This window comes from Rhizobium sp. No.120, from assembly GCF_054558365.1.
In genome coordinates, this window is the sequence record NZ_BAAJNQ010000001.1 from 634,381 (window position 1) to 659,105 (window position 24,725).

Genomic DNA, 24,725 nt, shown 5'->3' on the forward strand with positions numbered 1-24,725 from the left:
GCTTCCTATATTAGAGAGATGCCCCGAGTAGTGGGGTATTCGCGGGAGCGAAAATCATGAGTAAAGGCATTGTCCTTCTTGCCGCCGGCGGTACCGGCGGTCACGTATTTCCGGCCGAAGCACTGGCCTACAAGCTGAGGGAGCGCGGCTATTCCGTGCACCTCGTCACCGACAGCCGTGCCGAACGCTATGCCGGCAAATTCCCGGCAGACGAGATCCATGTCGTGTCCTCGGCAACGATCGGTTCGAAAAACCCCGTAAAGGTCGCGCAATCCCTCTGGACGCTGTGGACCGGCATGCGCGCGGCGCGCAAGCTGATCCAGCGCATCAAGCCCGTCTGCGTCGTCGGCTTCGGCGGCTATCCGACCGTTCCGCCGCTTCTGGCCGCCACACGCATGGGCGTGCCGTCCATGCTGCACGAGCAGAATGCCGTCATGGGCCGCGCCAACAAGATGCTGGCGTCGCGCGTGCGTGCGATTGCCGGCGGCTTCCTTACGGAAAATGGCGCGTTTGCCGAGAAGACGGTAACTACGGGCAATCCCGTGCGTCCGGCCGTCATCGAAGCCGCAAAACGCCCTTATGTGCCATCTGGTCCGGAAGATCCGTTCAACCTTGTCGTCTTCGGCGGCAGCCAGGGGGCACAGTATTTCTCCAAGGCCGTTCCTACGGCAATCAGCCTGCTTGAGGAGCCGCTGCGCAAGCGGCTGCGGATCACGCAGCAGGTGCGCCCGGAGGATATGGAGACGGTCAACAGCTGCACGAGAAAGCTTGACATGGGAGCCGATGTCGCGCCGTTCTTCAATGATATGGCGGAGCGCATCGGCGCTGCGCATCTGGTTCTTTGCCGCTCCGGTGCCTCCACGGTTTCCGAGCTTGCTGTCATCGGGCGCCCGGCGATCCTGGTTCCCTATCCGCATGCGCTCGATCACGATCAGGCAGCCAATGCGGCTGCGCTCGCAGCAACCGGTGGTGTCAAGGTTATCGCGCAGTCGGAGCTGACGCCGGAGAAACTTTCCACCATCCTGCGCGGCGCCATGACCATGCCGGAAAAGCTTGCAAAGATGGCTGCATCAGCCAAGCAGGCGGGCAAGCCGGATGCGGCAAACTTGCTTGCCGACATGGTTGAGGCTATTGCCGCGGGACGTTCAATTCAGCAATTCAAGGGGGCAGGCGCATGAAGCTGCCGAAGGCAATCGGCCTTGTGCATTTTATCGGTATCGGTGGCATCGGGATGAGCGGCATTGCCGAGGTTCTGCATAACCTCGGCCATCGCGTGCAGGGTTCCGATCAATCGGAAAGCGCTAACGTGCAGAGGCTGCGCGACAAGGGCATTCCAGTCCATATCGGTCATAAGGCTGAAAACCTCGGCGATGCCGAAGTCGTCGTTGTCTCCACCGCCATTAAGAAGAGCAATCCCGAGCTGGTCGCCGCGCGCGAAAAGCTGCTGCCGGTCGTGCGCCGCGCCGAAATGCTGGCGGAGTTGATGCGCTTCCGCAACGCCATCGCCATCGGCGGCACGCATGGCAAGACGACGACGACATCGCTCGTTGCGACGCTGCTCGAAGCCGGCGGCCTTGATCCCACAGTCATCAATGGCGGTATCATCAACGCCTATGGCACCAATGCGCGCATGGGTGAGGGCGAGTGGATGGTGGTCGAGGCAGACGAGTCGGATGGCACCTTCCTGAAACTGCCGGCTGACGTTGCCGTCGTCACCAATATCGACCCCGAACATCTCGATCATTACGGCAATTTCGATGCTGTCCGCGCCGCCTTCCGGCAGTTCGTGGAGAATGTACCGTTCTACGGTTTCGGCGTCATGTGCATCGACCATCCGGAAGTGCAGTCGCTGGTTGGCCGCATCGAGGACCGCAAGATCATCACCTATGGCGAGAATCCGCAAGCCGACGTGCGCTTCTCGAATGTGCGGATCGATGGCACGCGTTCGCTGTTCGATATCGAGATCCGCAGACGCCGCACCGGCAAGGTGATCCAGATCAAGGATCTCATCATGCCGATGCCAGGCCGCCACAATATTTCCAATGCGACGGCTGCCGTTGCTGTTGCCAACCGGCTCGGGATTTCCAGCGAAGCGATCGCCAAGGGGCTTGCATCCTTCGGTGGCGTGAAGCGCCGCTTCACGCTGACCGGCGAATGGAACGGGGTCAAGGTCTTCGACGATTACGGCCATCACCCCGTTGAAATCAAGGCGGTGCTGAAGGCTGCGCGGGAAGCCTGCAAGGGCCGCATCATCGCCGTTCACCAGCCGCACCGCTACACGCGCCTTTCGAGCCTCTTCGAGGAATTCGCGGCCTGTTTCAACGATGCCGACAGCATCTTCCTGGCGCCTGTCTATGCCGCCGGCGAGGAGCCGATCGAGGGCGTGGATTCGCAGACGCTGGTTTCGCGCATCAAAGCCAGCGGTCATCGCGATGCACGCTATCTGCCTTCACAGGAAGATCTTGCCGTCATGGTTGCAGAGATTGCGCAGCCGGGTGATTTTGTGGTTCTGTTGGGGGCTGGTAGCATCACATATTGGGCAGCATCATTGCCAAAGGAATTGGAAGGCCTCTCGGGTAAGTCCGTATGAAACAAGTAGATGGGGAAAAGCTTCTGGCGTCGCTCGGCGACGGCGTAAAGGACATCAGGGGACGGCTGACGCCGGATGCCCCGATGGATCGTGTGACATGGTTCCGCGCGGGCGGGCTGGCGGAACTGATGTTCCAGCCGCATGATACGGACGATCTCATAGCGTTCTTGAAGATCCTGCCGGAAGAAGTGCCGCTGACGGTCGTCGGCGTGGGTTCGAACATATTGGTACGTGATGGTGGTATTCCGGGCGTTGTCCTCAGGCTTTCGGCCAAGGGCTTCGGTTCCGTCGAACTTGCCGGTGAAAATCGCATCCTAGCCGGTGCGATCTGCCCTGATAAGCATGTCGCAGCCATGGCAATGGACAACAGCATCGGCGGTTTCCATTTCTATTACGGCATTCCCGGCAGCATCGGTGGTGCCGCGCGGATGAATGCTGGCGCCAATGGTGTCGAAACCCGTGAGCGCGTCATTGAGGTGCATGCCGTCGACCGCAAGGGCGACAAGCACGTGCTGACCAATGCCGAGATGGGATACAGCTATCGCCATTCCGATGCGTCTGAGGATCTGATCTTCACGCATGTCCTCTTCGAGGGCTATCCGGAGGATCGCGCCAAGATCCGCGCTGAGATGGATGCCGTGCGCGCTCATCGCGAAACGGTGCAGCCCGTGCGTGAAAAGACAGGCGGCTCAACCTTCAAGAATCCGGACGGTTTCTCCGCCTGGAAGCTGATCGATGAGGCGGGTTGTCGCGGTTTGGTCATTGGTGGCGCGCAGATGTCGTCGCTGCATTGCAACTTCATGATCAACATGGAGCAGGCGACGGGTTACGATCTGGAATATCTCGGCGAGCAAGTGCGTCGCGAGGTTTTCGAAAAATCCGGCATCAAGCTGGAGTGGGAAATCAAACGCCTCGGAAACTTCATGCCGGGCCGGGAAGTCCGCCCGTTCCAGGGTGTGACGACCGAGTAGGTCCCGACTGCAATCGGTGCCATCTTCATAAAATGATTCAACAAAAAGGCCGGGTTTTCACCCGGCCTTTTCAATTGGTTATACCCGTTTTCTCAGACTTCGTCATTGCCTGAGAGCAGGATGCCGATCAGTGAGAGTGCTGCTGCGCCGGCGAGATAGTAGCCGACATAGACGAGGCCGTAATTGGTCGCGAGCGACGTGGCAATGTAGGGCGCGAGGGACGCACCGACGATGCCGCCGAGATTGAAGGTCATCGAAGCGCCGGTATAGCGCACGCTGGTCGGAAAGGGTGCCGCCAGAGCTGCGCCGATCGGGCCATAGGTAAAGCCCATCAAGGCAAGGCCGATGATCGAGCAGGCGAAGGCACCGGCAAGGCCGGCCGTCAGCAGCGACGAGTAGAAGAGGCCGAAGATCAGGATGCCGATCGTCGTCAGGATAAGAACCAGACGGCGCGAATAGCGGTCCGACAACAGGCCGGAGACCGGGATCATCAGGCCGAAGAAGACGACGCCGACGAGCTGAACGACGAGGAACTGGCCCTGGGAATAGCCGAGGCCGGCTGGAAGCGGACCGTTGCCCGGGGGGCGGGTGCCCCAGCTCAGGGTGAATGCCGTCATCAGATAGAACAGCACGAAGGTCGCCACCGCGATGATGGTGCCGAGAATCAGGCTGCGGAAATGCGAGCGGAAGATGACGGCGATCGGAACGGAAACGCGCTCTTCCTTCTCGATGGCGCGCTGGAACTCCGGTGTTTCGGTGATCTTCAGGCGGACATACAGACCGACAGCGACCAGCACGATGCTGATCAGGAAGGGAACGCGCCAGCCGTAGTTGAGGAAATCTGCATCCGCCATGCTTTCGCGCAGAATCAGGAACAGACCTGCCGAAAGGATGAAGCCGATCGGTGCGCCGAGCTGCGGGAACATGGCATACCAGCTGCGCTTGCCTTCCGGTGCATTTTCCGTTGCAAGCAATACAGCGCCGCCCCATTCGCCGCCGAGCCCAAGGCCTTGGCCGAGGCGGCAGAGCGCCAGCAGAATCGGTGCGAGAACGCCGATCGACTCATAAGTCGGCAGCATGCCGATCACGACGGTCGAGAGGCCCATGGTCATCAGAGCCGCGACCAGTGTCGCCTTGCGGCCGATCCGGTCCCCAAAATGGCCGAAGATCATCGCGCCGATCGGGCGTGCGAAGAAGGCAATGGAGAAGGTCGCGAAGGACTGCAGAGTTGCCGAAGTCGGATCGCTTGCCGGGAAGAACAGCTTCGGGAAGACGATAACCGCCGCCGTTGCATAAACATAGAAATCGAAAAATTCGATCGTTGTGCCGATGAGGCTCGCGATCAGAACACGTGCCGGGGAATTCGCAACAGCATTGTTCGATGACGAGGGGGTCGGCGATAAAGGAGATATCGCGTCAGTCATGTTCCCACCATTTCAGAGGATGCTAAGGCACGCTTAGCGGATAAAAATTGTCCTTAGCGTAATTTTTGTTCAACGCAAACGTTAACTGCGCAAGAAATCAGCGGTTGCGTGCTATTATTTTGACGTAATTGTTGATTCGTGAGCAATCAGGCGGGCGTTTGTTGTTGGAGAGGCGTGCTCCGGCGAGTCCTTACCGGAATCTTTTTCACCAATGGTCGATTCTCGGTTGGATTGCGGGCTGAGGAGAAGGTTTCATGCAGAAAAAACTCATCGCTGAGTTTCTTGGGACGTTTTGGCTCGTTTTCGGTGGCTGCGGTAGTGCGATTTTCGCAGCAGCCTTTCCGAGCCTCGGTATCGGTTTTCTAGGCGTTGCCTTTGCGTTCGGTCTGACCGTGCTGACGATGGCTTTTGCCGTCGGCGGCGTATCAGGAGGGCATTTCAATCCGGCCGTTTCGGTAGGGCTGACGGTGGCTGGCCGCTTTCCCGGCGGGCAGCTTATTCCCTATATCATTGCGCAGGTGATCGGCGCGGTCGTCGCTGCGGCGGTGCTCTATCTGATCGCAAGCGGAAAGGCTGACTTTCAGCTCGGCGGCTTTGCGGCGAATGGCTATGGCGAGCATTCGCCCGGCGGCTATTCGCTGGTGTCGGCATTGGTGGCAGAAATCGTGCTCACGCTGTTTTTCCTGGTCGTGATTCTGGGCTCGACGAGCAGCAAGGTGCCGGCCGGCTTCGCGCCGATCGCCATCGGCCTGGCGCTGACGCTGATTCATCTGATCTCGATCCCGATCACCAACACCTCGGTCAATCCGGCTCGTTCGACAGGACAGGCGCTCTTCGTCGGCGGTTGGGCTCTGCAGCAGCTTTGGCTCTTCTGGGTCGCGCCCATCGTCGGCGGAGCGTTGGGCGGATTGGTCTGGAAACTGGTCGACGACAGCGAGTGATTTTGGCTTCATTTTGAAGGCAGGAGCCCCGTATCGATCCCTCGATGCGGGGCTCATTGTTTAAAAAAATCTAAATGTAGTGATTTCAAAAGTAGCAACTCCATGATTCCAATGGCAGAATTCTTTAACTCGGTTTGATTCGAAGCGCGCGGCCCTCGCCAGGTCGGCGGAAAGTTAACGAAAGTAAACGCTTCATTAACCTTAATGTCGTTCTAATCGGCCTATTGAAAGCGGGGCGAGAATCGCGGTTAGGCGAGGCCCTGCAAACGCAAAGCAGAGACTGTAAAGTCGGGGGTATTGATGGGTGGCAAGCATGTGGCTGTCCTTTTGGGCGGATTTTCCTCGGAGAGGCCTGTCAGCCTTTCCTCGGGAAAGGCATGTGCCGATGCCCTCGAAGCGGAAGGCTTCCAGGTTACGCGTGTCGATGTCGATCATGATGTCGCCAGCCGCCTGGCCGAGCTGAAGGCCGATGTGGTGTTCAATGCGCTGCATGGTCCGTTCGGTGAAGATGGAACCATCCAGGGCATTCTGGAATATCTGCAGATTCCCTACACGCATTCCGGCGTGCTTGCCTCGGCTCTTGCCATGGACAAGTCGCGCGCGAAGACGGTGGCTGCTGCCGCGGGCATCCCGGTTGCCAGCTCGATCGTCATGGATCGTTTCGCTATCGTCGGCGAACACCCGATGAAGCCGCCCTATGTCGTTAAGCCTGTGCGCGAGGGCTCGAGCTTCGGTGTCGTGATCGTCAAGGAAGATCAAACGCATCCGCCGCAGATCGTTACCTCTGCCGAATGGCGCTATGGCGATGAGGTTCTGGTCGAGCGTTATATCCACGGGCGCGAGCTGACTTGCGGCGTCATGGATGGCAAAGTCCTTGGCGTGACCGAGATCGTGCCGCTCGGTCACGGCTTCTATGATTATGACGCCAAGTACGCCAAGGGTGGCTCAAAACATGTCTTGCCGGCGGAAATTTCACCGAATCTTTACCAAAAGATACAAACATTATCGTTAAGGGCGCATGAAGCTATCGGCTGCCGCGGCGTTAGTCGATCTGACTTCCGTTTTGACGATCGCTTTTCCGAAGAGGGCGAACTTGTCTGGTTGGAGATCAATACCCAGCCGGGCATGACTCCTACCTCCCTGGTGCCTGAAATGGCCGCTCATGCCGGCTACTCTTTTGGTGAATTTCTCCGGTGGATGGTGGAGGACGCGTCTTGTTTGCGCTGACGGTCAAAAATATGAGGCGGTCCCGTCATCGCGTCCCGCTCGCCATCGACGAGGTTGAGGATGCATTCGTCCTGCCGCGTCCGCTGCGCCGCGCCGTTCGTTTCCTAGTCAGCCTCGGTTCGGGTCGCATCAATATTCCGGCTCATACGGGTACCGTTTCGACCTTCGTTCTTCTTGCCGCGACCGGCCTTTATGGCATGTCAGTCGGCGGTCATACCCAGGCTGTCGCTGAAGCGACGACGTCTGCTGCTGGTTTCGCTATCGAAGATGTGAAGGTCTCCGGTAATGACGAGACATCTGAGATCGAGATCCTGCAGCTGCTTGGCCTCGATGGCACGACCTCGCTCGTTGCTCTAAATGCCGATGCGGCGCGCCAGAAGATTGCGAATCTGCCCTGGGTTCAGGATGTCGAGGTTCGCAAGGTCTATCCGAAGGCCGTCGAAGTGAAACTCAAGGAACGCAAGGCTTATGCTATCTGGCAGCACGGTTCTGAGCTTTCGCTGATCGAGAAGGACGGCAGCGTGATTGCGCCGCTGCGCGACAACAAGTTTGCGAAGCTGCCGCTCTTCGTCGGTCGTGATGCTGAAACCGCGGCCGCCTCTATCGACGACCAGTTTGCGAAGTGGCCGGAAATTCGCAGTCATGTGAAGGCTTTCGTGCGTGTCGCCGGTCGCCGCTGGGATCTCTATTTGGACAATGGCGTGATCATCAAATTGCCGGAAGACAATATCGATGACGCGCTCGCGCGGCTGACCAAGCTCGACAAGAGTCAAAATCTTTTGCAGCGGGATATCGCTGCCGTCGATCTCCGGATCGACGACCGTACCGCCATTGAATTAACTCCGGATGCCGCAGTTCGTCGCCAGGCCGCAGTCGATGCAAGAAACAAGGCTTTGAAGAAAGCAGGTCAGGATACATGAGCTTATTTGGTTCGTCCCATTTCGGCCTGCCTCGGTTGAAGCCACTGGCTTCAAAGCGGTCGCATATCGTGTCGGTCCTCGACATCGGCTCGACGAAGGTCGTCTGCATGATCGGCCGCCTGACGCCGCGCGAGGAGAGCCAGGTTCTTCCGAACCGCACTCACAACATCGAGATCATCGGTATCGGTCATCAGCGGTCCCGCGGCATCAAGACTGGCGTGATCGCCGATCTCGATGCGTTGGAAGGGGTTGTCCGGCTTGCCGTCGATGCCGCCGAGCGAATGGCGGGCCTGACCGTCGACAGCCTGATCGTCAACGTTTCGGCCGGTCGCCTCGGCAGTGATATTTACACCGCGACCATCGATCTCGGCGGTCAGGAAGTCGAAGCCAACGATCTCAAGAAGGTTCTGGCCGCAGCCTGCCAGCAGTCGGTCCGTCAGGAGCGTGCCGTGCTGCACTCGCTGGCGACGGGCTACTCCCTTGATGGCGAGCGTGGCATCCGCGATCCGCTGGCGATGTTCGGAGACGCTCTTGGTGTCGACATGCATGTGGTGACGGCCGAGCGGGCGGCGCTTCGCAATCTGGAGCTCTGCATCAACCGTGCGCATCTATCGGTCGAAGGCATGGTGGCAACACCTTATGCCAGCGGTCTTGCAGCCCTCGTTGACGATGAAGTCGAGCTTGGCTGCGCTGCGATCGACATGGGCGGCGGCACGACGACGATTTCGGTCTTTGCCGAGGGCAAGCTGGTGCACACCGATGCCGTCAGCCTTGGCGGCCATCATGTCACCACCGATCTTGCCCGCGGCCTTTCGACCCGCATCGAGGATGCGGAGCGGCTGAAGGTCGTTCATGCTTCCGCTCTCGCGAATTCTTCGGAAGAGCGCGAACTGATTTCCATCCCGCCGATCGGCGAAGATGAGCGTGACCAGCCGACGCAGGTGCCGAAGGCGCTGGTGTCGCGCATCGTCAAGGCTCGCATCGAGGAAACCCTCGAGCTCATTCGCGATCGCATCCAGCGTTCGGGCTTCAGCCCGATCGTCGGCAAGCGCGTCGTCCTGACGGGCGGTGCGAGCCAGCTGACCGGTCTGCCCGACGTGGCGCGCCGTGTTCTTGCCCGCAATGTCCGCATCGGTCGTCCGATGGGCGTGTCCGGTTTGCCGACGGCAGCCAAGGGGCCGGCTTTTTCGACCGCGGTCGGTCTGATGATCTATCCGCAGGTCGCAGACATGGAAACACATGCGCCGAGCAGCGGTCTGCTCTCGTCGTTTGGAGGCAATAACAGCCGGATCGGCCGCGTCGGCCAATGGCTGAAAGAGAGTTTTTGAGTGCCTGATCCCGGAGTTCATTCCGGGGCAAGCGTCAGGCAAGTGAAATCGAGTGAATTGGCCGGCGTGGCGATGCGGCCATAAAGAGAAGGAACGGGTACAATGACTATCAAGCTGCATAAGCCAGATATCACCGAGCTTAAGCCGCGAATCACCGTGTTCGGTGTCGGTGGCGGTGGCGGCAATGCCGTCAACAACATGATCACGGCAGGCTTGCAGGGCGTCGATTTCGTCGTCGCCAACACGGATGCTCAGGCACTGACGATGACGAAGGCAGAGCGGATCATCCAGCTCGGCGTCAACGTCACGGAAGGTCTCGGCGCCGGTTCGCAGCCGGAAGTTGGCCGTGCAGCCGCTGAAGAGTGCATCGATGAAATCATCGATCATCTGAACGGCACGCATATGTGCTTCGTTACCGCCGGCATGGGTGGCGGGACGGGTACGGGTGCCGCTCCCGTCGTCGCACAGGCCGCTCGCAACAAGGGCATCCTGACCGTCGGCGTCGTCACGAAGCCCTTCCATTTCGAAGGCGGCCGCCGCATGCGTCTCGCCGAGCAGGGCATTCAGGAACTGCAGAAATCGGTCGACACTCTGATCGTCATTCCGAACCAGAATCTGTTTCGCATCGCCAACGACAAGACGACTTTCGCCGACGCGTTCTCGATGGCCGACCAGGTTCTCTATTCAGGTGTTGCCTGCATCACCGACCTGATGGTGAAGGAAGGTCTCATCAATCTCGACTTCGCAGACGTCCGTTCGGTTATGCGCGAAATGGGCCGCGCTATGATGGGTACCGGTGAGGCCTCCGGCCAGGGCCGTGCAATGCAGGCTGCTGAAGCCGCCATTGCCAACCCGCTGCTCGACGAAACCTCGATGAAGGGCGCGCAGGGCCTGCTGATCTCCATCACCGGCGGTCGCGATCTCACCCTGTTCGAAGTCGACGAAGCTGCAACCCGCATCCGCGAAGAAGTCGATCCGGACGCCAACATCATCCTCGGCGCCACCTTCGACGAATCGCTTGAAGGCATCATCCGCGTTTCTGTCGTCGCAACGGGTATCGATCGCGCGATGAACGAGGCTTCCGACCGGGGCATGGAATTCCGCCCAGCTGCAAAGCCTGCTATGCGTCCTTCCGCGGCCGCCGCTCCGGCAGCGGCCGCAGTTCAGCCTGCCCACGTCTCGCAGGCCCAAACCGCACAGGCTGCCGCTCCGGCTCCTCGTACTGTGGACCCGGTCGCTCAGACCATTCGTGCGGCAGAAGCCGATCTGGAGCGCGAGCTGGAATTCCAGATGAGCCGGCAGGCTCAGGCGCCGCAGCAGCCGGTCATGCAGCAGGCCGCAGCGCCGGAAGATAACTTCCGTCCGCAGAGCCGCATCTTCGCGGCCGCTCCGGAGCCTCAGCCGGTCCGTCAGGTCCCGGTTCAGCCGCAGCCGCAGGCGCCGGTCATGCAGCAGCCGGTCATCCGCCAGGCTCCCGAGCAGGTCCGCATGCCGAAGGTCGAGGATTTCCCGCCGGTCGTTAAGGCTGAGATGGAACACCGCGCCCAGCCGGCCGCAGCCCAGGCGACCGAAGAGCGTGGCCCGATGGGTCTTCTGAAGCGAATCACCAATTCGCTCGGCCGCCGCGAAGAGGATCCGGCCTTCGACGAGATGATGGCTTCGACGAACAACGCCGCTCCGCAGCAGCGTCGTGCGCCGTCGCCGGAAGCAAGCCTCTACGCTCCGCGTCGTGGCAATCTCGATGATCATGGCCGCCAGGCTCCGCAGGCCCGCATGGCAAGCCATGAGGACGATCAGCTCGAGATTCCGGCATTCCTGCGCCGCCAGTCGAACTGAGCCGCAACAGGCAGCCCTTTAATAGGTTGCTAACCATATTGAGAAAATCCGGAGCCGAAAGGCTCCGGATTTTCTTATTTTATAACCATTGTCTTATTTAAAATTACCCAACGAAATCAATTGGCTGCTTTCGTAACAAAACGAAAGAAACAGTGATTTGGAATGAGGTGTCTCGACGCGTATGTAGATACCAAGCAAGCCCGCTGAATCACATTCGGAGACGGATGTATGTGAGGTGCGTGGCATAGTTAACAGACTGGACCGGCGATAAAGGGTAAGCGTCCGAAGATGACCGCCCGGCCTGATCAGACAGACGAAGGCAGAATTACATGGCAATTGGATTGCTTGGTTTTCAAACCACCATTGCAAACCCTATGACACTTTCCGGTATTGGCGTTCATTCCGGTGCCAACGTGTCGATCACTTTCTATCCCGCCGAAGCCGGTACCGGTGTCGTTTTTCAGCGCCTGCACGATAATGGCGATATGACCGAATTTCGCGCCGTTTCTTCCCAGGTCGGCAATACGGATCTCTGCACGGTTCTCGGTTTTTCTCCGGCGCGTTCTGTCGCGACGGTCGAGCACGTCATGGCTGCAATCTACGCGATCGGCCTTGATAACGTCGTTGTCGAAGTGTCCGGCGCGGAAATGCCGATCATGGATGGCAGCTCCTATCCTTTCATCGAGGCGATCGAGCAGGCGGGTATCGTCTCGCTCGGCGTCAAGCGTCGCTACATCCGCGTCATCAAGCCGGTGCGGATTGAGGCTGGTGGTTCCTGGTGCGAGTTCCGTCCCTATGACGGCACGCGCTTCGAAGTCGAGATCGATTTCGAATGCCCGCTGATCGGTCGCCAGAAGTGGGAAGGTGATCTGACCGCCGAGACCTTCAAGACGGAACTGTCCCGCGCCCGTACCTTCGGCTTCATGCGCGACGTCGAGTCGCTGTGGGCTTCGGGCCATGCGCTGGGCTCGTCGCTGGAAAACTCCGTCGTCATCTCGGACGACAACACTGTCATCAACGTCGAGGGTCTGCGTTACGCTAAGGACGAATTCGTCCGCCACAAGACGCTCGATGCCGTTGGCGATCTGGCTTTGGCCGGCGCACAGTTCATTGGTTGCTACCGCTCCTATCGCGGCGGCCATCGCATGAATGCGAATGCTCTGAAGGCATTGCTCAGCGATTCGACGGCTTATGAGGTCGTTGAAGCGTCGGTACCCCGCCAGCGCGGTCACGGTCGCGAGTTCATCGCGGTCAACGCCCCGGAATTTGCTCCTTGGTCGGCGTGATCCTTTCGAGATTGGAATGAGAAAAGCTGCCGCTCTGATGAAGGGCGGCTCTTTTTTTGACGGCGACTCATCGGGTCTGCCTTCGGTCGCGAAGTGGCGGCAGGCAGACGGGGGCGATATGAGAAATCGCTGTCAAAACAGTGATTAAAGGCTGCAGATATGCAGTCTTTGCCACAAAAATGCGTTAATGCACCATCAATGCGTTGCCCTGATGGTGTTTTTGCGGCTAGAAACGCCAGCGAGAGAGAACGCCGTCTCCGCAACGACGGCTATGGGACAGTCATCCGATGGGTTTTGCAAGGTCTGAACGCATGAATATCACAGCACGGGCTTTGCTCGTATCGCTCCTTCTGGCCGGTACCGGTGCGGTGGTGACGGGATGTAATACGAAGAAGGATATCGACATCACCAAGCTCGGTGTCGAGACAGACCCGCCCGAGATGCTCTACAATCAGGGCCTTGCCAACATCAAAGCTGGCAACATGACGGAAGCCGGCAAGAAGTTCGACGCCATCAATCAGCAGCAGCCCTTCTCCGAATGGGCGCGCAAGGCATTGGTGATGAGCACTTTCGTGAAGTATCGCACGGGCCGCTATGATGAGGCGGTGCAGACCGGCAATACCTACCTCAAGCAATATCCGGCCTCGGAAGATGCCGACTATGTGCAGTATCTGGTCGGTTCGTCTTTTGCCAAGCAGATCGTGGACGTGACGCAGGACCAACGTGCAGCGCAGCAGACGATCGAAGCGATGACCAAGCTCGTCAATACCTATCCGAAGTCGCAATATGTCAGCGACGCTCAGGAAAAGATCCGTTTTGCCAAGGATCAGCTTGCCGGCAAGGAAATGCAGGTCGGCCGTTATTATCTGGAACGCAAGGATTATCTGGCTGCTATTTCCCGCTTCCGTGTGGTGGTGGAGCAGTATCCGACCACGAACCAGATCGAAGAAGCACTGGCACGACTCGTCGAAGCCTACTATGCGATGGGTATCGTTCCGGAAGCCCAGACAGCCGCTGCTGTTCTCGGTCACAACTATCCGGACAGCCGTTGGTATAAGGATTCCTATCAGCTGCTTAAGAAGGGTGGCGTCGAGCCAAGCGAAAACTCGGGCTCGTGGATTTCCAGAGCAGGCAAGAAACTTCTTCTTGGGACGTGAGATTGAGCGCAGATGCTGATCCAGCTTTCGATCCGCGATATCGTTTTGATCGAGCGGCTGGATCTCGCCTTCGAGTCCGGGCTTTCGGTTTTGACCGGCGAAACGGGTGCGGGCAAATCCATCCTGCTTGACAGCCTATCGCTGGCCCTGGGCGGGCGTGGCGATGGCGGGCTTGTGCGCCATGGTGAAGAGCGCGGCCAGGTAACCGCGGTGTTCGATGTCGGCCCTCAGCATCCAGCCCGCAAGCTCCTGCGCGAGAACGGCATCGACGATGACGGTGATCTCATTTTCCGTCGCGTCCAATCCGCTGATGGCCGCACCAAAGCCTTTGTCAACGATCAGGCCCTCAGCGTTCAGCTCATGCGCCAGATCGGGCAACTTCTCGTCGAAATTCATGGCCAGCACGATGATCGTGCGCTCGTTGATACCGACGCGCATCGCACCTTGCTCGATGCTTTCGCTGGCCTCGCCGACGAGGCACATGAGGTCGGCAGGCTTTACAGGATCTGGCGCGATACCGAGCGCACCTTGAAGAAGCATAGAGAGCAGGTGGAGCGGGCTGCTCGCGAGGCTGACTATCTTCGTGCCTCCGTCGATGAGTTGGAGAAGCTTTCGCCGCAGGATGGCGAAGAGGACGAGCTTGCCGAAAAGCGCTCCCGGATGATGAAGGCCGAGCGCATCGCCGGCGATATCGCCGAGGCTTCGGAATTCCTCAATGGCAACGCATCGCCCGTGCCGCATATCGCCTCGCTGGTACGCCGGCTGGAGCGAAAGAGCCATGAGGCGCCTGGCCTTCTGGAAGATACCGTCGCGTTACTGGATGCCGCTCTCGATCAGCTTTCCAACGCGCAGATGGAGGTCGAGGCGGCGCTGCGCAAGACGGAATATGATCCGCGTGAATTGGAGCGCGTAGAGGAGCGTCTCTTCGCGCTGCGGGGCGCCTCGCGTAAATATTCCGTGCCGGTGACGGAACTGCCGGCCCTGGCCGCACGCATGATTTCGGATCTCGCCGATCTCGATGCCGGCGAAGAGCGGCTGGCGCGTCTTGCTGCCGAGCTTGCGACCGCCAAGGCGGATTATGATGTCGCCGCGCGCAATCTGTCGGAGAAGCGCCATCACGCAGGCGAGGCGCTTGCAGCGGCCGTCATGGCGGAGTTGCCGGCCCTGAAGCTCGAGCGTGCACGTTTCATGGTGGAGATATCAAGCGATCCAGAAGCCGCAGCGGCCGATGGTATCGACGTCGTCGAATTCCACGTGCAGACCAACCCCGGCACGCGTCCGGGCCCCATCACCAAGGTTGCTTCCGGAGGCGAGCTATCACGCTTTCTCCTGGCATTGAAGGTTGCGCTTGCCGATCGCGGCTCGGCGCCGACCCTCGTATTTGACGAAATCGACACCGGTGTCGGTGGCGCGGTGGCGGATGCGATCGGACAGCGGCTAAAGCGCCTGTCTGATCGCGTTCAGGTGCTTTCGGTTACTCATGCACCGCAGGTCGCTGCTCGCGCTGCAACGCATCTCCTAATCTCCAAGGGGCCGGTTTCGGACGGCTCCGAAAAAATTTCCACGCGGGTCGCCACCATGGAGCCGAAGGATCGCACCGAGGAAATCGCCCGCATGCTTGCCGGCGCTTCGGTTACTGAAGAGGCGAGGGCGGCTGCCAAGCGCTTGCTGGCCGGTAACGGTTGATCTTGCGGCTGCTCATACAGCAGATATCGGCCGTGATCTGCCACTGACATCTCGCTCGGTCTTTTTCGACAATCTTGCGTCACATAGCCTTCATCGTCCCCGGTTAGGCAGACCAGAATCCGGAGACTGTCAATGCACTCGACCGTACAGCCAAATCGCCCAAAAATCGCAGAAACCGTTATCCACCCGACGGCGGATATAAGGGATTCGAGCATCGGCAGATGCTGTGAGATTCTGGAAGACACGTCTTTACATACGGCCGAGCTAGGGGATTTCTCCTATCTAGGGCCGCGCTGCATTGTCGGCGACGCAACGATTGGAAAATTCTGCGCCATTGCGGCAGAGGTGAGAATCGGCGCTCCCAATCATCCGATGGACCGCCCGTCCATGCACCGCTTTACCTATTGTCCGGAATATTATGCGGTAGACGCCGTGCGCGATCATGCCTTCTTCGATCGGCGGAAGCAGGATCGCGCCATCATTGGCAATGACGTTTGGATTGGTCACGGCGTGATCGTTCTGCCGGGCGTAAAGGTCGGCGACGGTGCCGTGCTTGCTGCCGGTGCGGTCGTCACCAAAGATGTCCAGCCATATACTGTCGTCGGTGGCATTCCCGCCAAATTCATTCGAGAGCGATTTACGCGACGTATTGCAGAGAGGCTTGCGGCTATCGCCTGGTGGCATTGGCCGTTCGAGACCATCATGGAGCGGCTTACCGATTTTCAGTCAAGCGACATCGAAGCTTTTTGCGAGCGCTGGTCTTAACGAACGTCTGATCGAAATGCCTCAGAGCCGGCATTTGGGATCGATCATGTCCTCTGCGGATCCGCGGGATTTGCGGGCTTCGTTTATTCTCGCCAGAATATAGAAACCATGCTGCCCGTCGGGCAACACGGCGCCAAACACACCGACCACTACGTTTTCCATCTTTGAACGGGCACCATCGACGCCGTCTGCGACGAGCTGCAGCGGGTTCAAATTAGAGAGGTCATCGGCCGGGTGGAAGGTTGCCCACCAGCCAGCCCGGGTCTTCAAATCAGTAAAGCGACCGCTTTCGATTTCAGTCGCATGGGCCTTCAAGAGCGCGCGAAAGCGAGGCGTCTCGCAGCCCATGTGAATGTGAAGCCGATCTTGTGTGCGCCAACTGGCGGCGTTTATCGCCAGAGCAAAATTCTGTCTCGAAGCCTTCGTTGAGCGCGGATCGATTGCTGATAGCTCTTTCCACGCTTCCTCAAAATAGTTCGGGGCTCCCGCGGTCAGAAGGCGAGGGTCCTCGATACCGGGGACGTCGGCGAGCGGTGCGAGAATGGTTCGCTCTTTGTCAGCCGGTTCGCGAAGGACAACGTAGGAAGACAAGGGATCCTGCGATTGGACTATCTTGAGGCACGGATATGGCGACCCGGTCAGGGTGGAATTGATCTCACAAGCTCTCACGACCAGCCCCAAAGCTGAGCGGCTGACGAACGAGCTCATGATCAAGACTGCAGCGATGAGGGAAATGGAGAGAACGGCAAGACGATGCTTCATGCGTGATTTCGAATTTCTGCTGATGATCCGATCATTTCCAGAGGTCTCGCTCTCATAATAACTTATCTTAAATCGCCTGCGATAGACAGGAAGAGCCGCAGTCTAGGAGTTGGAAAGAGAATTCCACCAAGGCTGCCTTGAGGCCGATATTCCCGCACCTGTAACACCAAAGCCGACCGATCATGGCGTAAAGTTGTCGCGAACGCTACCACGATGATTATTGGCGTTCGGTAACTGAGAGGCAGATTTTTCCCTTTGTTTTTACGTGCTGCGGGCCGAAAACCGCTTCGCACTTTTTGCGGAAGTGCTCTAAAACATCTCCGAAATCGGGGAGTGTAGATTCATGAGCACCGAACAGAAGCCCGTAGAAGATTTGAGCGAAGAGGAAGCGGCAGCAGCACTCGCTTATCTTGCTGCGGAGATTGCGCGCCATGACGCGCTTTATCACGCCAAGGATGCGCCGGAGATTTCGGATGCCGCCTACGATGCGCTGAAGCGGCGCAATGATGCGATTGAGGCACGGTTTCCCGCATTGATCCGCGCCGATAGCCCATCACGCCGGGTCGGTGCTGCACCCTCGGAGACCTTTGCGCCTGTCGTCCACGCCAGGCCGATGCTCTCGCTCGACAACACATTTTCCCAGGAGGACGTCGAGGATTTCGTCGCCAGCGTCTATCGCTTTCTTGGTCGGCTGCCTGATAATTCCATCGCCTTTACGGCGGAGCCGAAGATTGATGGTCTTTCCATGTCCATTCGCTATCAGAACGGCCGGATGGTCAGTGCTGCGACGCGCGGCGACGGCACGACAGGTGAGAATGTCACTGCCAATATCAGGACCATAAAGGAAATCCCCCAGACTTTGCCAGCGGGCGCTCCCTCGGTCGTCGAAGTGCGTGGCGAGGTCTACATGGCCAAAAGCGATTTCTTGGCGCTCAACGCGCAGATGGAGGCTGAGGGCAAGCAGACCTACGTCAATCCGCGCAATACAGCGGCAGGATCGCTGCGCCAGCTCGATGCGAAGGTTACGGCGAGCCGCAAGCTGAAATTCTTCGCCTATGCCTGGGGCGAGATGTCCGACATGCCGGCGGATACGCAATATGGTATGGTACAGATCTTCAAATCCTGGGGGTTTCCGGTCAATCCACTGATGGAACGCTTGAATTCCGTTGCCGATATTCTCGCGCATTACGATCAGATAGGGCTGCAGCGGCCCGATCTCGATTACGATATCGATGGTGTCGTCTATAAGGTCGATAGCCTGGACCTGCAGGCTCGCCTTGGCTTCCGCTCACGCTCGCCGCGCTGGGCGACCGCGCATAAATTTCCGGCGGAACAGGCATTCACGCGTCTGGTCGGCATAGATATCCAGGTCGGCCGCACCGGCGCTCTGACGCCGGTCGCGCGGCTAGAGCCGATTACGGTCGGCGGCGTCGTCGTGACCAATGCGACGCTGCACAATGCCGACTACATCAAGGGCATCGGCAACAAGGGTGAGCCGATCCGCGATGGCCGCGATATCCGTGTCGGCGACATGGTGATCGTGCAGCGGGCGGGCGATGTCATCCCGCAGATCGTCGACGTTGTACTCGAGAAGAGGGAAGCGTCAAGCACACCCTACGAGTTCCCGAAGGTCTGCCCGGTCTGCGGCAGCCATGCTGTGCGCGATATCAACGAGAAGACCGGCAAGGTCGATGCCGTGACGCGCTGTACCGGTGGCTTTATCTGCCGCGCACAGGCAACCGAGCATCTCAAGCATTTCGTCTCGCGCAATGCCTTCGATATCGATGGCCTCGGCTCCAAGCAGATCGATTTCTTCTTCGAGAGTGAGGACCCCGCGCTCCAGGTGCGCACCGCGCCGGATATTTTCACCCTGGAAAAGCGCCAGCAGGCATCGCTGACGAAACTGGAGAATATCGAAGGTTTCGGCAAGGTCAGTGTCGGCAAACTTTATGCCGCGATCAACGAGCGGCGCCAGATAGCCCTGCATCGCTTCATCTTCGCGCTTGGCATCCGCCACGTCGGCGAGACGACGGCCAAGCTTCTGGCACGCTCCTACGGCAACTACGAAGCCTTCGAAACAGCGATGAAGGAAGCCGCGCCGCTTGCCGGCGAAGCGTGGAACGACCTCAACAACATCGAGGGCATCGGCGAGGTGGTGGCGCGAGCCATCGTCGAATTCTACAAGGAACCGCGCAATACGCAGGTGATCGCGAAGCTCCTGGAGGAAGTTCAGCCTCAAGAAGCCGAGCAGCCGGTGACTTCAGGCAGTCCGGTGGCCGGCAAGACCGTCGTCTTTACCGGCTCTCTGGAAAAATTCACCCGCGACGAGGCCAAGGCAAAGGCGGAAAGCCTTGGGGCCAAAGTTTCCGGCTCGGTGTCGAAGAAGACCGACATCGTCGTGGCAGGGCCGGGCGCCGGCTCGAAGCTGGACAAGGCGCGTGAGTTCAATGTCCAGGTCATGACCGAAGATGAGTGGCTGGATTTGATCGGCTGATGATCGGAGCGGCGGAAATCCAGTCCGCCGCGCCTTGCCTGTTCAGAATCTTAGCCGCGCCATCGTGAACGCATCCACATATTCGCCATTGCGGAAAGCGAAGGCACGTAGACGCCCCTCGGTTTCGAACCCGAATTTCTCGTAGAGGCCGATCGCCCGCGCATTGTCGACATACACGGTCAGTTCCAGACGCTTGATCGCGAGCCAATTATCGGCGGTATCGATGAGAGCGCCCAATAGCGCGGAGCCGATGCCGCAGCCGGTGAAATCGTCGTGCACACCCATGCCAATGTTAGCGCTGTGAGCTCGCCGGCTGGCAAGGCGGTTCATGCCGGCATTGCCGACGACCTTTCCGTCCACCTCCGCGACGAGGCGGGTGGCACTGGGGTCGTGCTTGTCCAGCCATCGCTGCGTGTCTTCGACGCTTTGAAACGGCAGGCGAAGCGTGCCGGCGCGGAAACCCGGGAGATTGGCGATGGTCGCGATTGCCTCGGCATCGGAGGAACGTGCTGCACGAATTTCGACCGAGCTAACCTTTCTGGGACGTCGCTCGTCTCGTTCTTGCTCTTCGGAATTCATGGGCTCTCCTTTGAGATTGATGAGGAGAGCAAGGAGGTTTCAACCCTGCTCGCCTCGGCAGGGTTGAGATGGATCGCGGTCAGCTCAGCGCAACACAGCTTCCACTCGCCCTGCAAGGGGAGAGATGGTGTGAAGGTGCATCACTGTGGTGCGGTTTGCGATCATGGGCGGATGATCCGATGTGGCGCGAAAGTTGTCAACCGTCGCTCCATAAATCCTTCGATTGCCGTGTCTTTGAGGTGTAATGGAATGGCCTCGCCTGTATGTCGCTTGACAGGCAACCATTTAGTTGCCTATAAGATCGTAAAAGGCAACTAAATGGTTCCATATTCGTGGATGATGACGCAGTCTTCAAGGCGTTGGCAGATAGCAGCCGACGGCAATTGCTCGACAGGCTCCATGAGCGGAACGGGCAAACCCTAAACGCGCTCTGCGAGGATTTGGACATGAGTCGCCAAGCAGTCGCCAAGCATCTTGCTGTGCTGGAGGAGGCTAATTTGATCTCCTCTGAGAAGCATGGACGCGAGAAGCTGCATTTCATCAACGCAGTCCCGATCAACGGCATTGCCGAACGCTGGATCAACAAGTTCGAACAGCGGTATCTGAATACGCTTTCGGCCTTGAAAAAGGCGCTGGAAGGCGAGGGCGGGCAGTGAGTTCAAGGACAACGAAATCAAACAAGGAGAAATGGCATGACTGGCAGCAAATTCGTCTACGTCACCTTTATCCGCACCACCCAAGAAAAGCTTTGGTCGGCGCTGACCACGCCAGAATTCGTCAAGCAATACTGGTTCGACATGATCCACGAGACCGAATGGAAGGTTGGATCACCGTGGAAAATGCTTTTTCCGGATGGCCGGGTTGCCGACACCGGAGAGATAGCAGAACTGGACCCGCCGCGGCGACTTGCCATCAAATGGCGCAACGAGTGGCGCCCGGAACTGAAGGCCGAAGGCTGGTCGCGCTGCGTGATGGAGCTGGAGCCGGTGGACGGTGTCGTGAAGCTGACGGTGACGCATACAATCGAGGTTGAGAACTCGAAGCTGATCGAAGCCGTTTCCGGTGGATGGCCGAAGATTCTGTCCAACCTTAAATCGCTTCTGGAGACCGGCACGGTCGCCATCAGCCGGAAGTGAAATGACGCATTGCCCCGCGGTATACCTGGCGCCGTTGCGTTAACGACGGCGTCTCCACTTTCGAGGCCCTCTTGCTGGCGAGGCACGGCCGCTCGAAGATGGCTTTCCTTCATCTTGCAACGATCGTGAACCATCTTACCTTAGCCGTGCCGCTCTTGCTCCTGGCGGCTGTTGTTGGAGGATGATGATCGATGCGTTCACCCAAACTCTCTGCCGCCATTGTCGCGTCTCTTCTGGCTCTGGCGCCTGTTTCCGCTTCCGCCGAAATTGTCGGCAAGGTGGGCGTGGACTGGACGGGCAATGACATTCTGGTCGATGCCGTGCCGGACCCTGAAATCTCAGGCATCACCTGCCACGTGACTTATTTCGATCGCAGCGTGATCGACCGACTACGCAAGGGCAACTGGTTCGAAGATCCCTCCAATAGTTCCATCGCCTGCCGTCAGACCGGTCCGATCGAGATCGGTGACATCAACCTCTCCCAAAGCGGGGAGGAGGTATTTCGCGCCGGTCTGTCGCTCATCTGGAAGAAGCTGGTCGTTACCCGCATTTACGACAAGAAGAATGACACGCTCGTCTATCTGATCCATTCGCGGCAGCTGACGGATGGCTCCGCTAAGATGGCAATTTCGACGATCCCCTTGTTCGGCCAACAGGTTACATGGAAAAACGGCAAGCCGAAATGACGGTATAAAAATACCTCAATAACGGCTCGTAGAAGGATAATACCAAAAAAAGTCATACTCTTGGGTTGTCGAATTCCTTCTAGTTGCTTTCGGTCTGCACCTTTTTGATGCAATTTCGAAAGTGAACAGAGAGGCGACTCTCGCCCCTGTTCACGGCCTGCAAACCGCGTTCTTGGCTACACCCCTGCCAAAACCGGTTATACAAAAACGATCGCCCTGGAGTTCGGCTCCAGGGCGATCTGTTTTTGTGAGCTGACTATTGAAATCAGGCTGCTTGTGCCAACTGATCCGCAATAACCGTATCGAGGTTGAGGAAGCAGACCATGGTCTTTTCCAGCGCCACGATGCCACGGCAGAAGGCGCGCTGTGCTTCGGGGATGATTTCCGGAGCCGGCTGCAGATCTTCGCTCTTGATGGTCATCATGTCGGATACCTGTTCCACCAGGAGACCGACGAGCTTGCCGGCGATATCGGTAACGATGATCGCTGAACGCTCTGACGGTTCCGTCATTTTCATGCCGAGGCGGCAGGCCATGTCGATGACGGGGATCACCGCGCCGCGCAAGTTGATGAGACCGAGCACGTAAGGCGGCGTATGCGGCATCGGCGTTACCGGCGCCCAGCCGCGGATTTCGCGGATGGCCATGATGTCGATGCAGAATTCCTGATCGCCGAGATGAAAGGAGACGATCTCCAGGTAGGCGCCCGATTGCTTGATGGCGTTCGTCATATTCGATGGCTTCCCGATTGGCATCGCCGGCAAGCGACGCTCGCGATTGAAGAAGGAGATCGGCTGGAGCGGCTTGGGCAGCGTCAGCATCCGGTGCTTCGGCGACAAGGACGCCTTGCTTCCGGCGGGCGTCATGCCCTTATGGGATAAAGAGGTTTGCCGCTTTCGGGCGGTGGGCGAAATCGAGTTCGACCTTTGAAGCAGATGTTGGCGCGGACTGGTTAGGATTGGTTTAACATGAATGCAGATTTCATTCTGCCGGACCTGAGAAGAGCGAGGAAACGAGCGGATCAGGTCCTGAACGTTCTCCGCTTTTGTCCTGCGACGATTTCGCCGTCTCTGAACGTTTTCTTGAATTGCGCCCTCCACTTCGAGCCATTACATCGACAGGTGAGTTGGCTGCGAGTGTCGGGGCGCGGTTGCGGATTGATGAGGAATGGCTGTCATGAGAAGCGTGCGGATTGCAGTTTGGGTTGTCGTGTTGATCGTGGCCGGGATATTGGGCTGGTTTAGCTTTGGTGGCGGCAAATCGCCGGAGGTTGCGGCATCAGGGCCTTATGGTGTCCCCTTCACGCTCGTTTCACAGAGCGGCCATCCTATCAGCGAGCAGGCATTTCGCAGCAAGCCCTCTGCCGTCTTCTTCGGCTACACGCATTGCCCGGATGTCTGTCCGACGACGCTGTTCGAGCTGAACGCCTGGCTGCAGAAGGTCGATCCCGATGGCACCAAGCTCAATGCCTATTTCGTGACCGTTGATCCCGAACGTGATACGCCTGCCATCATGGACCAATATGTCTCCAACGTCTCGAAGCGCATTACCGGCATTTCCGGCGATCCAGCCAAGGTGATGAACATGGTCAAAGGATTCCGTGTCTATGCCAAGAAAGTGCCGGTCGACGATAAGCAACCGAACGGGGACTATACGATGGATCACACTGCTTCCGTCTTCCTGCTGGATTCGCAGGGCCGCTTTGCCGGAACCATCGCTTATGAGGAGGACCCGGACGTGGCGGTAAAGAAGCTGGAGAACCTAGTCAAGAAGGGATAGGACCTGCATGGGCGAGGGGATTGGCAGACAGGGAAAATCCAGATCCATTCTGATCGCAGGGGCTGGGCCAGTCGGTCTGACCGTAGCGCTCGAGCTCGCCCGTCGCGGCGTCTCGCCACGTATCGTCGACGACAGCCCAGGTCCGACGCCGCTGGAGGAAAGCCGGGCTCTTGGCGTCAATGCCCGCACGCTTACGCTGCTGTCCCCTTCAGGCGTCACTGACCATATCCTCACCGCGGCCCAGCCGATCGAGCGCTTTCGCGTCCGTTCGAATAAGAAAATTCTGCTCCAGCTGAATACTCGAGAGGTGAAAGGACGCTTCAACGCTATTTGCGCTCTGCCGCAAGGGAGTACAGAGCGCCTCTTGATGGAGGCGCTTTCGGCTTATGGCATCTCGCCTGAATGGCAGACAGCGGTGATTGCGGAAGCCATCGCAGACTTTCAAAAGCCGGAGGTTACGTTACGCCGGGCTGACGGCACGTCGGAAACAGTGCGGCCGGACATATTGATCGGTGCCGATGGTGCCCATTCTGCTGTGCGCAAGGCACTCGGTGGCGGCTTCCCGGGTGAGGCGCTGGAGGCTTATTTCTATCTTGCAGATTTTCGCTATGCGGAGCCGGTCGATACGCATTTCGGAGAGATATCGCTCTTCGACCCCGGCATGGTCGGCCGCCTGCCTGTCTCCGACGGCATCATTCGCTACATCTCGACACTGGAGGATTTCGAAAGCCGTATCGCGCATCCGGCTGCGGTTTCGCAAAAGACCTGGGCCTCGCAATTTCGCATCCACTTTCGGCATGTCGAGCCTATGGCCAAGGGGAATGTCTTTCTTGCCGGCGATGCCGCGCATATTCATTCGCCGGCCGGTGCGCGCGGCATGAATCTCGGCATCGAAGATGCCTGCTGGCTTGCGTGGCTCATTGCGGAAGGCCGCGAACAGGAGTATTCGGCCTTGAGAATCCCCGCCGTCAAGCAGGTCTTGAAACAGACCTATGGCCTGACACGATTGGTGACGATGCAAAAACCGCTGGCAGTTGCGGCGCGAAATTTTCTTGCGCCGTTGTTGCTGCGTTTTGGCCCGGTTCGCCGGCGATTGCTTCGGGGCGTGGCCGGCTACGACACGCCGAAACCGCCCTGGATCGACTGGGCCGAATAAGAA

23 protein-coding genes are annotated in these 24,725 nt (G+C 58.6%); 19 read left to right on the forward strand and 4 right to left on the reverse strand.

From position 1 onward, the window contains the following. Window positions 1–56 precede the first annotated feature (56 nt). The 3 genes from murG to murB are packed head-to-tail and all read left to right on the forward strand — an operon-like array spanning window position 57 to window position 3,561. Complete coding sequence (gene murG / locus ACYJRZ_RS03145; protein WP_459455984.1) at window positions 57–1,178, forward strand: undecaprenyldiphospho-muramoylpentapeptide beta-N-acetylglucosaminyltransferase; 1,122 nt, start codon at window positions 57–59, stop codon at window positions 1,176–1,178. Then, window positions 1,175–2,590, forward strand: coding sequence for a UDP-N-acetylmuramate--L-alanine ligase (gene murC, locus ACYJRZ_RS03150; RefSeq protein ID WP_459455986.1), 1,416 nt, complete (start codon window positions 1,175–1,177; stop codon window positions 2,588–2,590). Before murG ends, murC begins: the two co-directional genes overlap by 4 nt. After that, window positions 2,587–3,561: a UDP-N-acetylmuramate dehydrogenase gene (murB, locus tag ACYJRZ_RS03155; protein ID WP_459455988.1), complete on the forward strand. Its 975-nt coding sequence runs from the start codon at window positions 2,587–2,589 to the stop codon at window positions 3,559–3,561. Before murC ends, murB begins: the two co-directional genes overlap by 4 nt. A 92-nt stretch (window positions 3,562–3,653) precedes the next feature. Here murB and ACYJRZ_RS03160 read toward each other — a convergent pair whose 3' ends face one another. Then, window positions 3,654–4,985, reverse strand: a complete 1,332-nt coding sequence (locus tag ACYJRZ_RS03160) for an MFS transporter (protein ID WP_459455990.1) — start codon at window positions 4,983–4,985, stop codon at window positions 3,654–3,656. A 254-nt stretch (window positions 4,986–5,239) separates the two neighbouring features. Here ACYJRZ_RS03160 and aqpZ point away from each other — a divergent pair, with 254 nt between their 5' ends. From aqpZ to ACYJRZ_RS03205, 9 genes are all read left to right on the forward strand, one after another. After that, a complete protein-coding gene (gene aqpZ, locus ACYJRZ_RS03165) occupies window positions 5,240–5,926 on the forward strand; it encodes an aquaporin Z (RefSeq protein ID WP_459455992.1) in 687 nt (228 codons plus the stop codon). A 300-nt stretch (window positions 5,927–6,226) separates the two neighbouring features. Then, window positions 6,227–7,153 (forward strand): D-alanine--D-alanine ligase, encoded by a 927-nt coding sequence (locus ACYJRZ_RS03170; RefSeq protein WP_459455994.1) that lies wholly within the window; start codon window positions 6,227–6,229, stop codon window positions 7,151–7,153. Then, window positions 7,141–8,073 (forward strand): cell division protein FtsQ/DivIB, encoded by a 933-nt coding sequence (locus ACYJRZ_RS03175; protein WP_459455996.1) that lies wholly within the window; start codon window positions 7,141–7,143, stop codon window positions 8,071–8,073. Before ACYJRZ_RS03170 ends, ACYJRZ_RS03175 begins: the two co-directional genes overlap by 13 nt. Further along, the gene (gene ftsA, locus ACYJRZ_RS03180) at window positions 8,070–9,401 is read left to right on the forward strand and encodes a cell division protein FtsA (RefSeq protein ID WP_459455998.1); all 1,332 of its coding nucleotides are present in this window, start codon (window positions 8,070–8,072) and stop codon (window positions 9,399–9,401) included. The genes ACYJRZ_RS03175 and ftsA overlap by 4 nt, the downstream gene beginning before the upstream one ends. Window positions 9,402–9,503: 102 nt before the next feature. Continuing rightward, entirely contained in the window at window positions 9,504–11,237 is a 1,734-nt protein-coding gene (gene ftsZ, locus ACYJRZ_RS03185; RefSeq protein WP_459456000.1) for a cell division protein FtsZ, read from the forward strand. 329 nt (window positions 11,238–11,566) lie between these two features. Next, window positions 11,567–12,523, forward strand: coding sequence for a UDP-3-O-acyl-N-acetylglucosamine deacetylase (gene lpxC / locus ACYJRZ_RS03190; RefSeq protein ID WP_459456002.1), 957 nt, complete (start codon window positions 11,567–11,569; stop codon window positions 12,521–12,523). Between the two features lie 287 nt (window positions 12,524–12,810). After that, complete coding sequence (locus ACYJRZ_RS03195) at window positions 12,811–13,680, forward strand: outer membrane protein assembly factor BamD (RefSeq protein ID WP_459456004.1); 870 nt, start codon at window positions 12,811–12,813, stop codon at window positions 13,678–13,680. Between the two features lie 12 nt (window positions 13,681–13,692). Continuing rightward, window positions 13,693–15,366: a DNA repair protein RecN gene (gene recN / locus ACYJRZ_RS03200; protein WP_459456006.1), complete on the forward strand. Its 1,674-nt coding sequence runs from the start codon at window positions 13,693–13,695 to the stop codon at window positions 15,364–15,366. A gap of 132 nt (window positions 15,367–15,498) precedes the next feature. Continuing rightward, complete coding sequence (locus tag ACYJRZ_RS03205; RefSeq protein WP_459456008.1) at window positions 15,499–16,131, forward strand: DapH/DapD/GlmU-related protein; 633 nt, start codon at window positions 15,499–15,501, stop codon at window positions 16,129–16,131. Window positions 16,132–16,152: 21 nt separating this feature from the next. Here ACYJRZ_RS03205 and ACYJRZ_RS03210 read toward each other — a convergent pair whose 3' ends face one another. Next, window positions 16,153–16,893: a CDP-diacylglycerol diphosphatase gene (locus ACYJRZ_RS03210; RefSeq protein WP_459456010.1), complete on the reverse strand. Its 741-nt coding sequence runs from the start codon at window positions 16,891–16,893 to the stop codon at window positions 16,153–16,155. 343 nt (window positions 16,894–17,236) lie between these two features. Here ACYJRZ_RS03210 and ligA point away from each other — a divergent pair, with 343 nt between their 5' ends. Next, window positions 17,237–19,387, forward strand: coding sequence for an NAD-dependent DNA ligase LigA (gene ligA / locus ACYJRZ_RS03215; RefSeq protein WP_459456012.1), 2,151 nt, complete (start codon window positions 17,237–17,239; stop codon window positions 19,385–19,387). Window positions 19,388–19,429: 42 nt separating this feature from the next. Here ligA and ACYJRZ_RS03220 read toward each other — a convergent pair whose 3' ends face one another. Beyond that, window positions 19,430–19,966 (reverse strand): GNAT family N-acetyltransferase, encoded by a 537-nt coding sequence (locus ACYJRZ_RS03220; RefSeq protein ID WP_459456014.1) that lies wholly within the window; start codon window positions 19,964–19,966, stop codon window positions 19,430–19,432. A 332-nt stretch (window positions 19,967–20,298) separates the two neighbouring features. Between ACYJRZ_RS03220 and ACYJRZ_RS03225 the strand changes: the two genes are divergently transcribed. The 3 genes from ACYJRZ_RS03225 (at window position 20,299) to ACYJRZ_RS03235 (ending at window position 21,788) form a co-directional block, all read left to right on the forward strand. Next, window positions 20,299–20,622: an ArsR/SmtB family transcription factor gene (locus tag ACYJRZ_RS03225; protein WP_459456016.1), complete on the forward strand. Its 324-nt coding sequence runs from the start codon at window positions 20,299–20,301 to the stop codon at window positions 20,620–20,622. 36 nt (window positions 20,623–20,658) lie between these two features. Further along, entirely contained in the window at window positions 20,659–21,102 is a 444-nt protein-coding gene (locus ACYJRZ_RS03230; RefSeq protein WP_459456018.1) for an SRPBCC family protein, read from the forward strand. A 191-nt stretch (window positions 21,103–21,293) separates the two neighbouring features. Further along, window positions 21,294–21,788, forward strand: a complete 495-nt coding sequence (locus ACYJRZ_RS03235; RefSeq protein ID WP_459456020.1) for a CreA family protein — start codon at window positions 21,294–21,296, stop codon at window positions 21,786–21,788. Between the two features lie 265 nt (window positions 21,789–22,053). Here ACYJRZ_RS03235 and ACYJRZ_RS03240 read toward each other — a convergent pair whose 3' ends face one another. Further along, a complete protein-coding gene (locus ACYJRZ_RS03240; RefSeq protein WP_106999067.1) occupies window positions 22,054–22,518 on the reverse strand; it encodes a chemotaxis protein CheW in 465 nt (154 codons plus the stop codon). Here ACYJRZ_RS03240 and ACYJRZ_RS03245 point away from each other — a divergent pair. The 3 genes from ACYJRZ_RS03245 (at window position 22,505) to ACYJRZ_RS03255 (ending at window position 24,722) form a co-directional block, all read left to right on the forward strand. Then, window positions 22,505–22,717 carry a hypothetical protein gene (locus ACYJRZ_RS03245; RefSeq protein WP_459456023.1) on the forward strand — a complete coding sequence of 71 codons (213 nt, stop codon included), beginning with the start codon at window positions 22,505–22,507 and terminating at the stop codon, window positions 22,715–22,717. The two genes, ACYJRZ_RS03240 and ACYJRZ_RS03245, sit on opposite strands and share 14 nt — an antisense overlap. A 246-nt stretch (window positions 22,718–22,963) precedes the next feature. Further along, window positions 22,964–23,566, forward strand: a complete 603-nt coding sequence (locus ACYJRZ_RS03250) for an SCO family protein (RefSeq protein WP_459456925.1) — start codon at window positions 22,964–22,966, stop codon at window positions 23,564–23,566. A gap of 7 nt (window positions 23,567–23,573) precedes the next feature. Continuing rightward, a complete protein-coding gene (locus ACYJRZ_RS03255) occupies window positions 23,574–24,722 on the forward strand; it encodes an FAD-dependent oxidoreductase (RefSeq protein WP_459456025.1) in 1,149 nt (382 codons plus the stop codon). The last annotated feature ends 3 nt before the right edge of the window (window positions 24,723–24,725 follow it).

Excerpts from the sequence above, each read along its gene's own strand:
- ftsZ (WP_459456000.1), top strand. The coding sequence starts at position 9,504 with ATGACTATCAAGCTGCATAAGCCAGATATCACCGAGCTTAAGCCGCGA.
- ACYJRZ_RS03235 (WP_459456020.1), top strand. The coding sequence starts at position 21,294 with ATGCGTTCACCCAAACTCTCTGCCGCCATTGTCGCGTCTCTTCTGGCT.
- ACYJRZ_RS03170 (WP_459455994.1), top strand. The coding sequence starts at position 6,227 with ATGGGTGGCAAGCATGTGGCTGTCCTTTTGGGCGGATTTTCCTCGGAG.
- ACYJRZ_RS03245 (WP_459456023.1), top strand. The coding sequence starts at position 22,505 with ATGGCGTTCGTCATATTCGATGGCTTCCCGATTGGCATCGCCGGCAAG.
- ACYJRZ_RS03160 (WP_459455990.1), bottom strand. The coding sequence starts at position 4,985 with ATGACTGACGCGATATCTCCTTTATCGCCGACCCCCTCGTCATCGAAC.
- murC (WP_459455986.1), top strand. The coding sequence starts at position 1,175 with ATGAAGCTGCCGAAGGCAATCGGCCTTGTGCATTTTATCGGTATCGGT.
- ACYJRZ_RS03240 (WP_106999067.1), bottom strand. The coding sequence starts at position 22,518 with ATGACGAACGCCATCAAGCAATCGGGCGCCTACCTGGAGATCGTCTCC.
- ACYJRZ_RS03210 (WP_459456010.1), bottom strand. The coding sequence starts at position 16,893 with ATGAAGCATCGTCTTGCCGTTCTCTCCATTTCCCTCATCGCTGCAGTC.
- ftsA (WP_459455998.1), top strand. The coding sequence starts at position 8,070 with ATGAGCTTATTTGGTTCGTCCCATTTCGGCCTGCCTCGGTTGAAGCCA.
- ACYJRZ_RS03205 (WP_459456008.1), top strand. The coding sequence starts at position 15,499 with ATGCACTCGACCGTACAGCCAAATCGCCCAAAAATCGCAGAAACCGTT.
- ACYJRZ_RS03255 (WP_459456025.1), top strand. The coding sequence starts at position 23,574 with ATGGGCGAGGGGATTGGCAGACAGGGAAAATCCAGATCCATTCTGATC.
- murB (WP_459455988.1), top strand. The coding sequence starts at position 2,587 with ATGAAACAAGTAGATGGGGAAAAGCTTCTGGCGTCGCTCGGCGACGGC.
- ACYJRZ_RS03220 (WP_459456014.1), bottom strand. The coding sequence starts at position 19,966 with ATGAATTCCGAAGAGCAAGAACGAGACGAGCGACGTCCCAGAAAGGTT.
- ACYJRZ_RS03230 (WP_459456018.1), top strand. The coding sequence starts at position 20,659 with ATGACTGGCAGCAAATTCGTCTACGTCACCTTTATCCGCACCACCCAA.
- ACYJRZ_RS03195 (WP_459456004.1), top strand. The coding sequence starts at position 12,811 with ATGGGTTTTGCAAGGTCTGAACGCATGAATATCACAGCACGGGCTTTG.
- aqpZ (WP_459455992.1), top strand. The coding sequence starts at position 5,240 with ATGCAGAAAAAACTCATCGCTGAGTTTCTTGGGACGTTTTGGCTCGTT.
- ACYJRZ_RS03250 (WP_459456925.1), top strand. The coding sequence starts at position 22,964 with ATGAGAAGCGTGCGGATTGCAGTTTGGGTTGTCGTGTTGATCGTGGCC.
- ligA (WP_459456012.1), top strand. The coding sequence starts at position 17,237 with ATGAGCACCGAACAGAAGCCCGTAGAAGATTTGAGCGAAGAGGAAGCG.
- murG (WP_459455984.1), top strand. The coding sequence starts at position 57 with ATGAGTAAAGGCATTGTCCTTCTTGCCGCCGGCGGTACCGGCGGTCAC.
- recN (WP_459456006.1), top strand. The coding sequence starts at position 13,693 with ATGCTGATCCAGCTTTCGATCCGCGATATCGTTTTGATCGAGCGGCTG.
- lpxC (WP_459456002.1), top strand. The coding sequence starts at position 11,567 with ATGGCAATTGGATTGCTTGGTTTTCAAACCACCATTGCAAACCCTATG.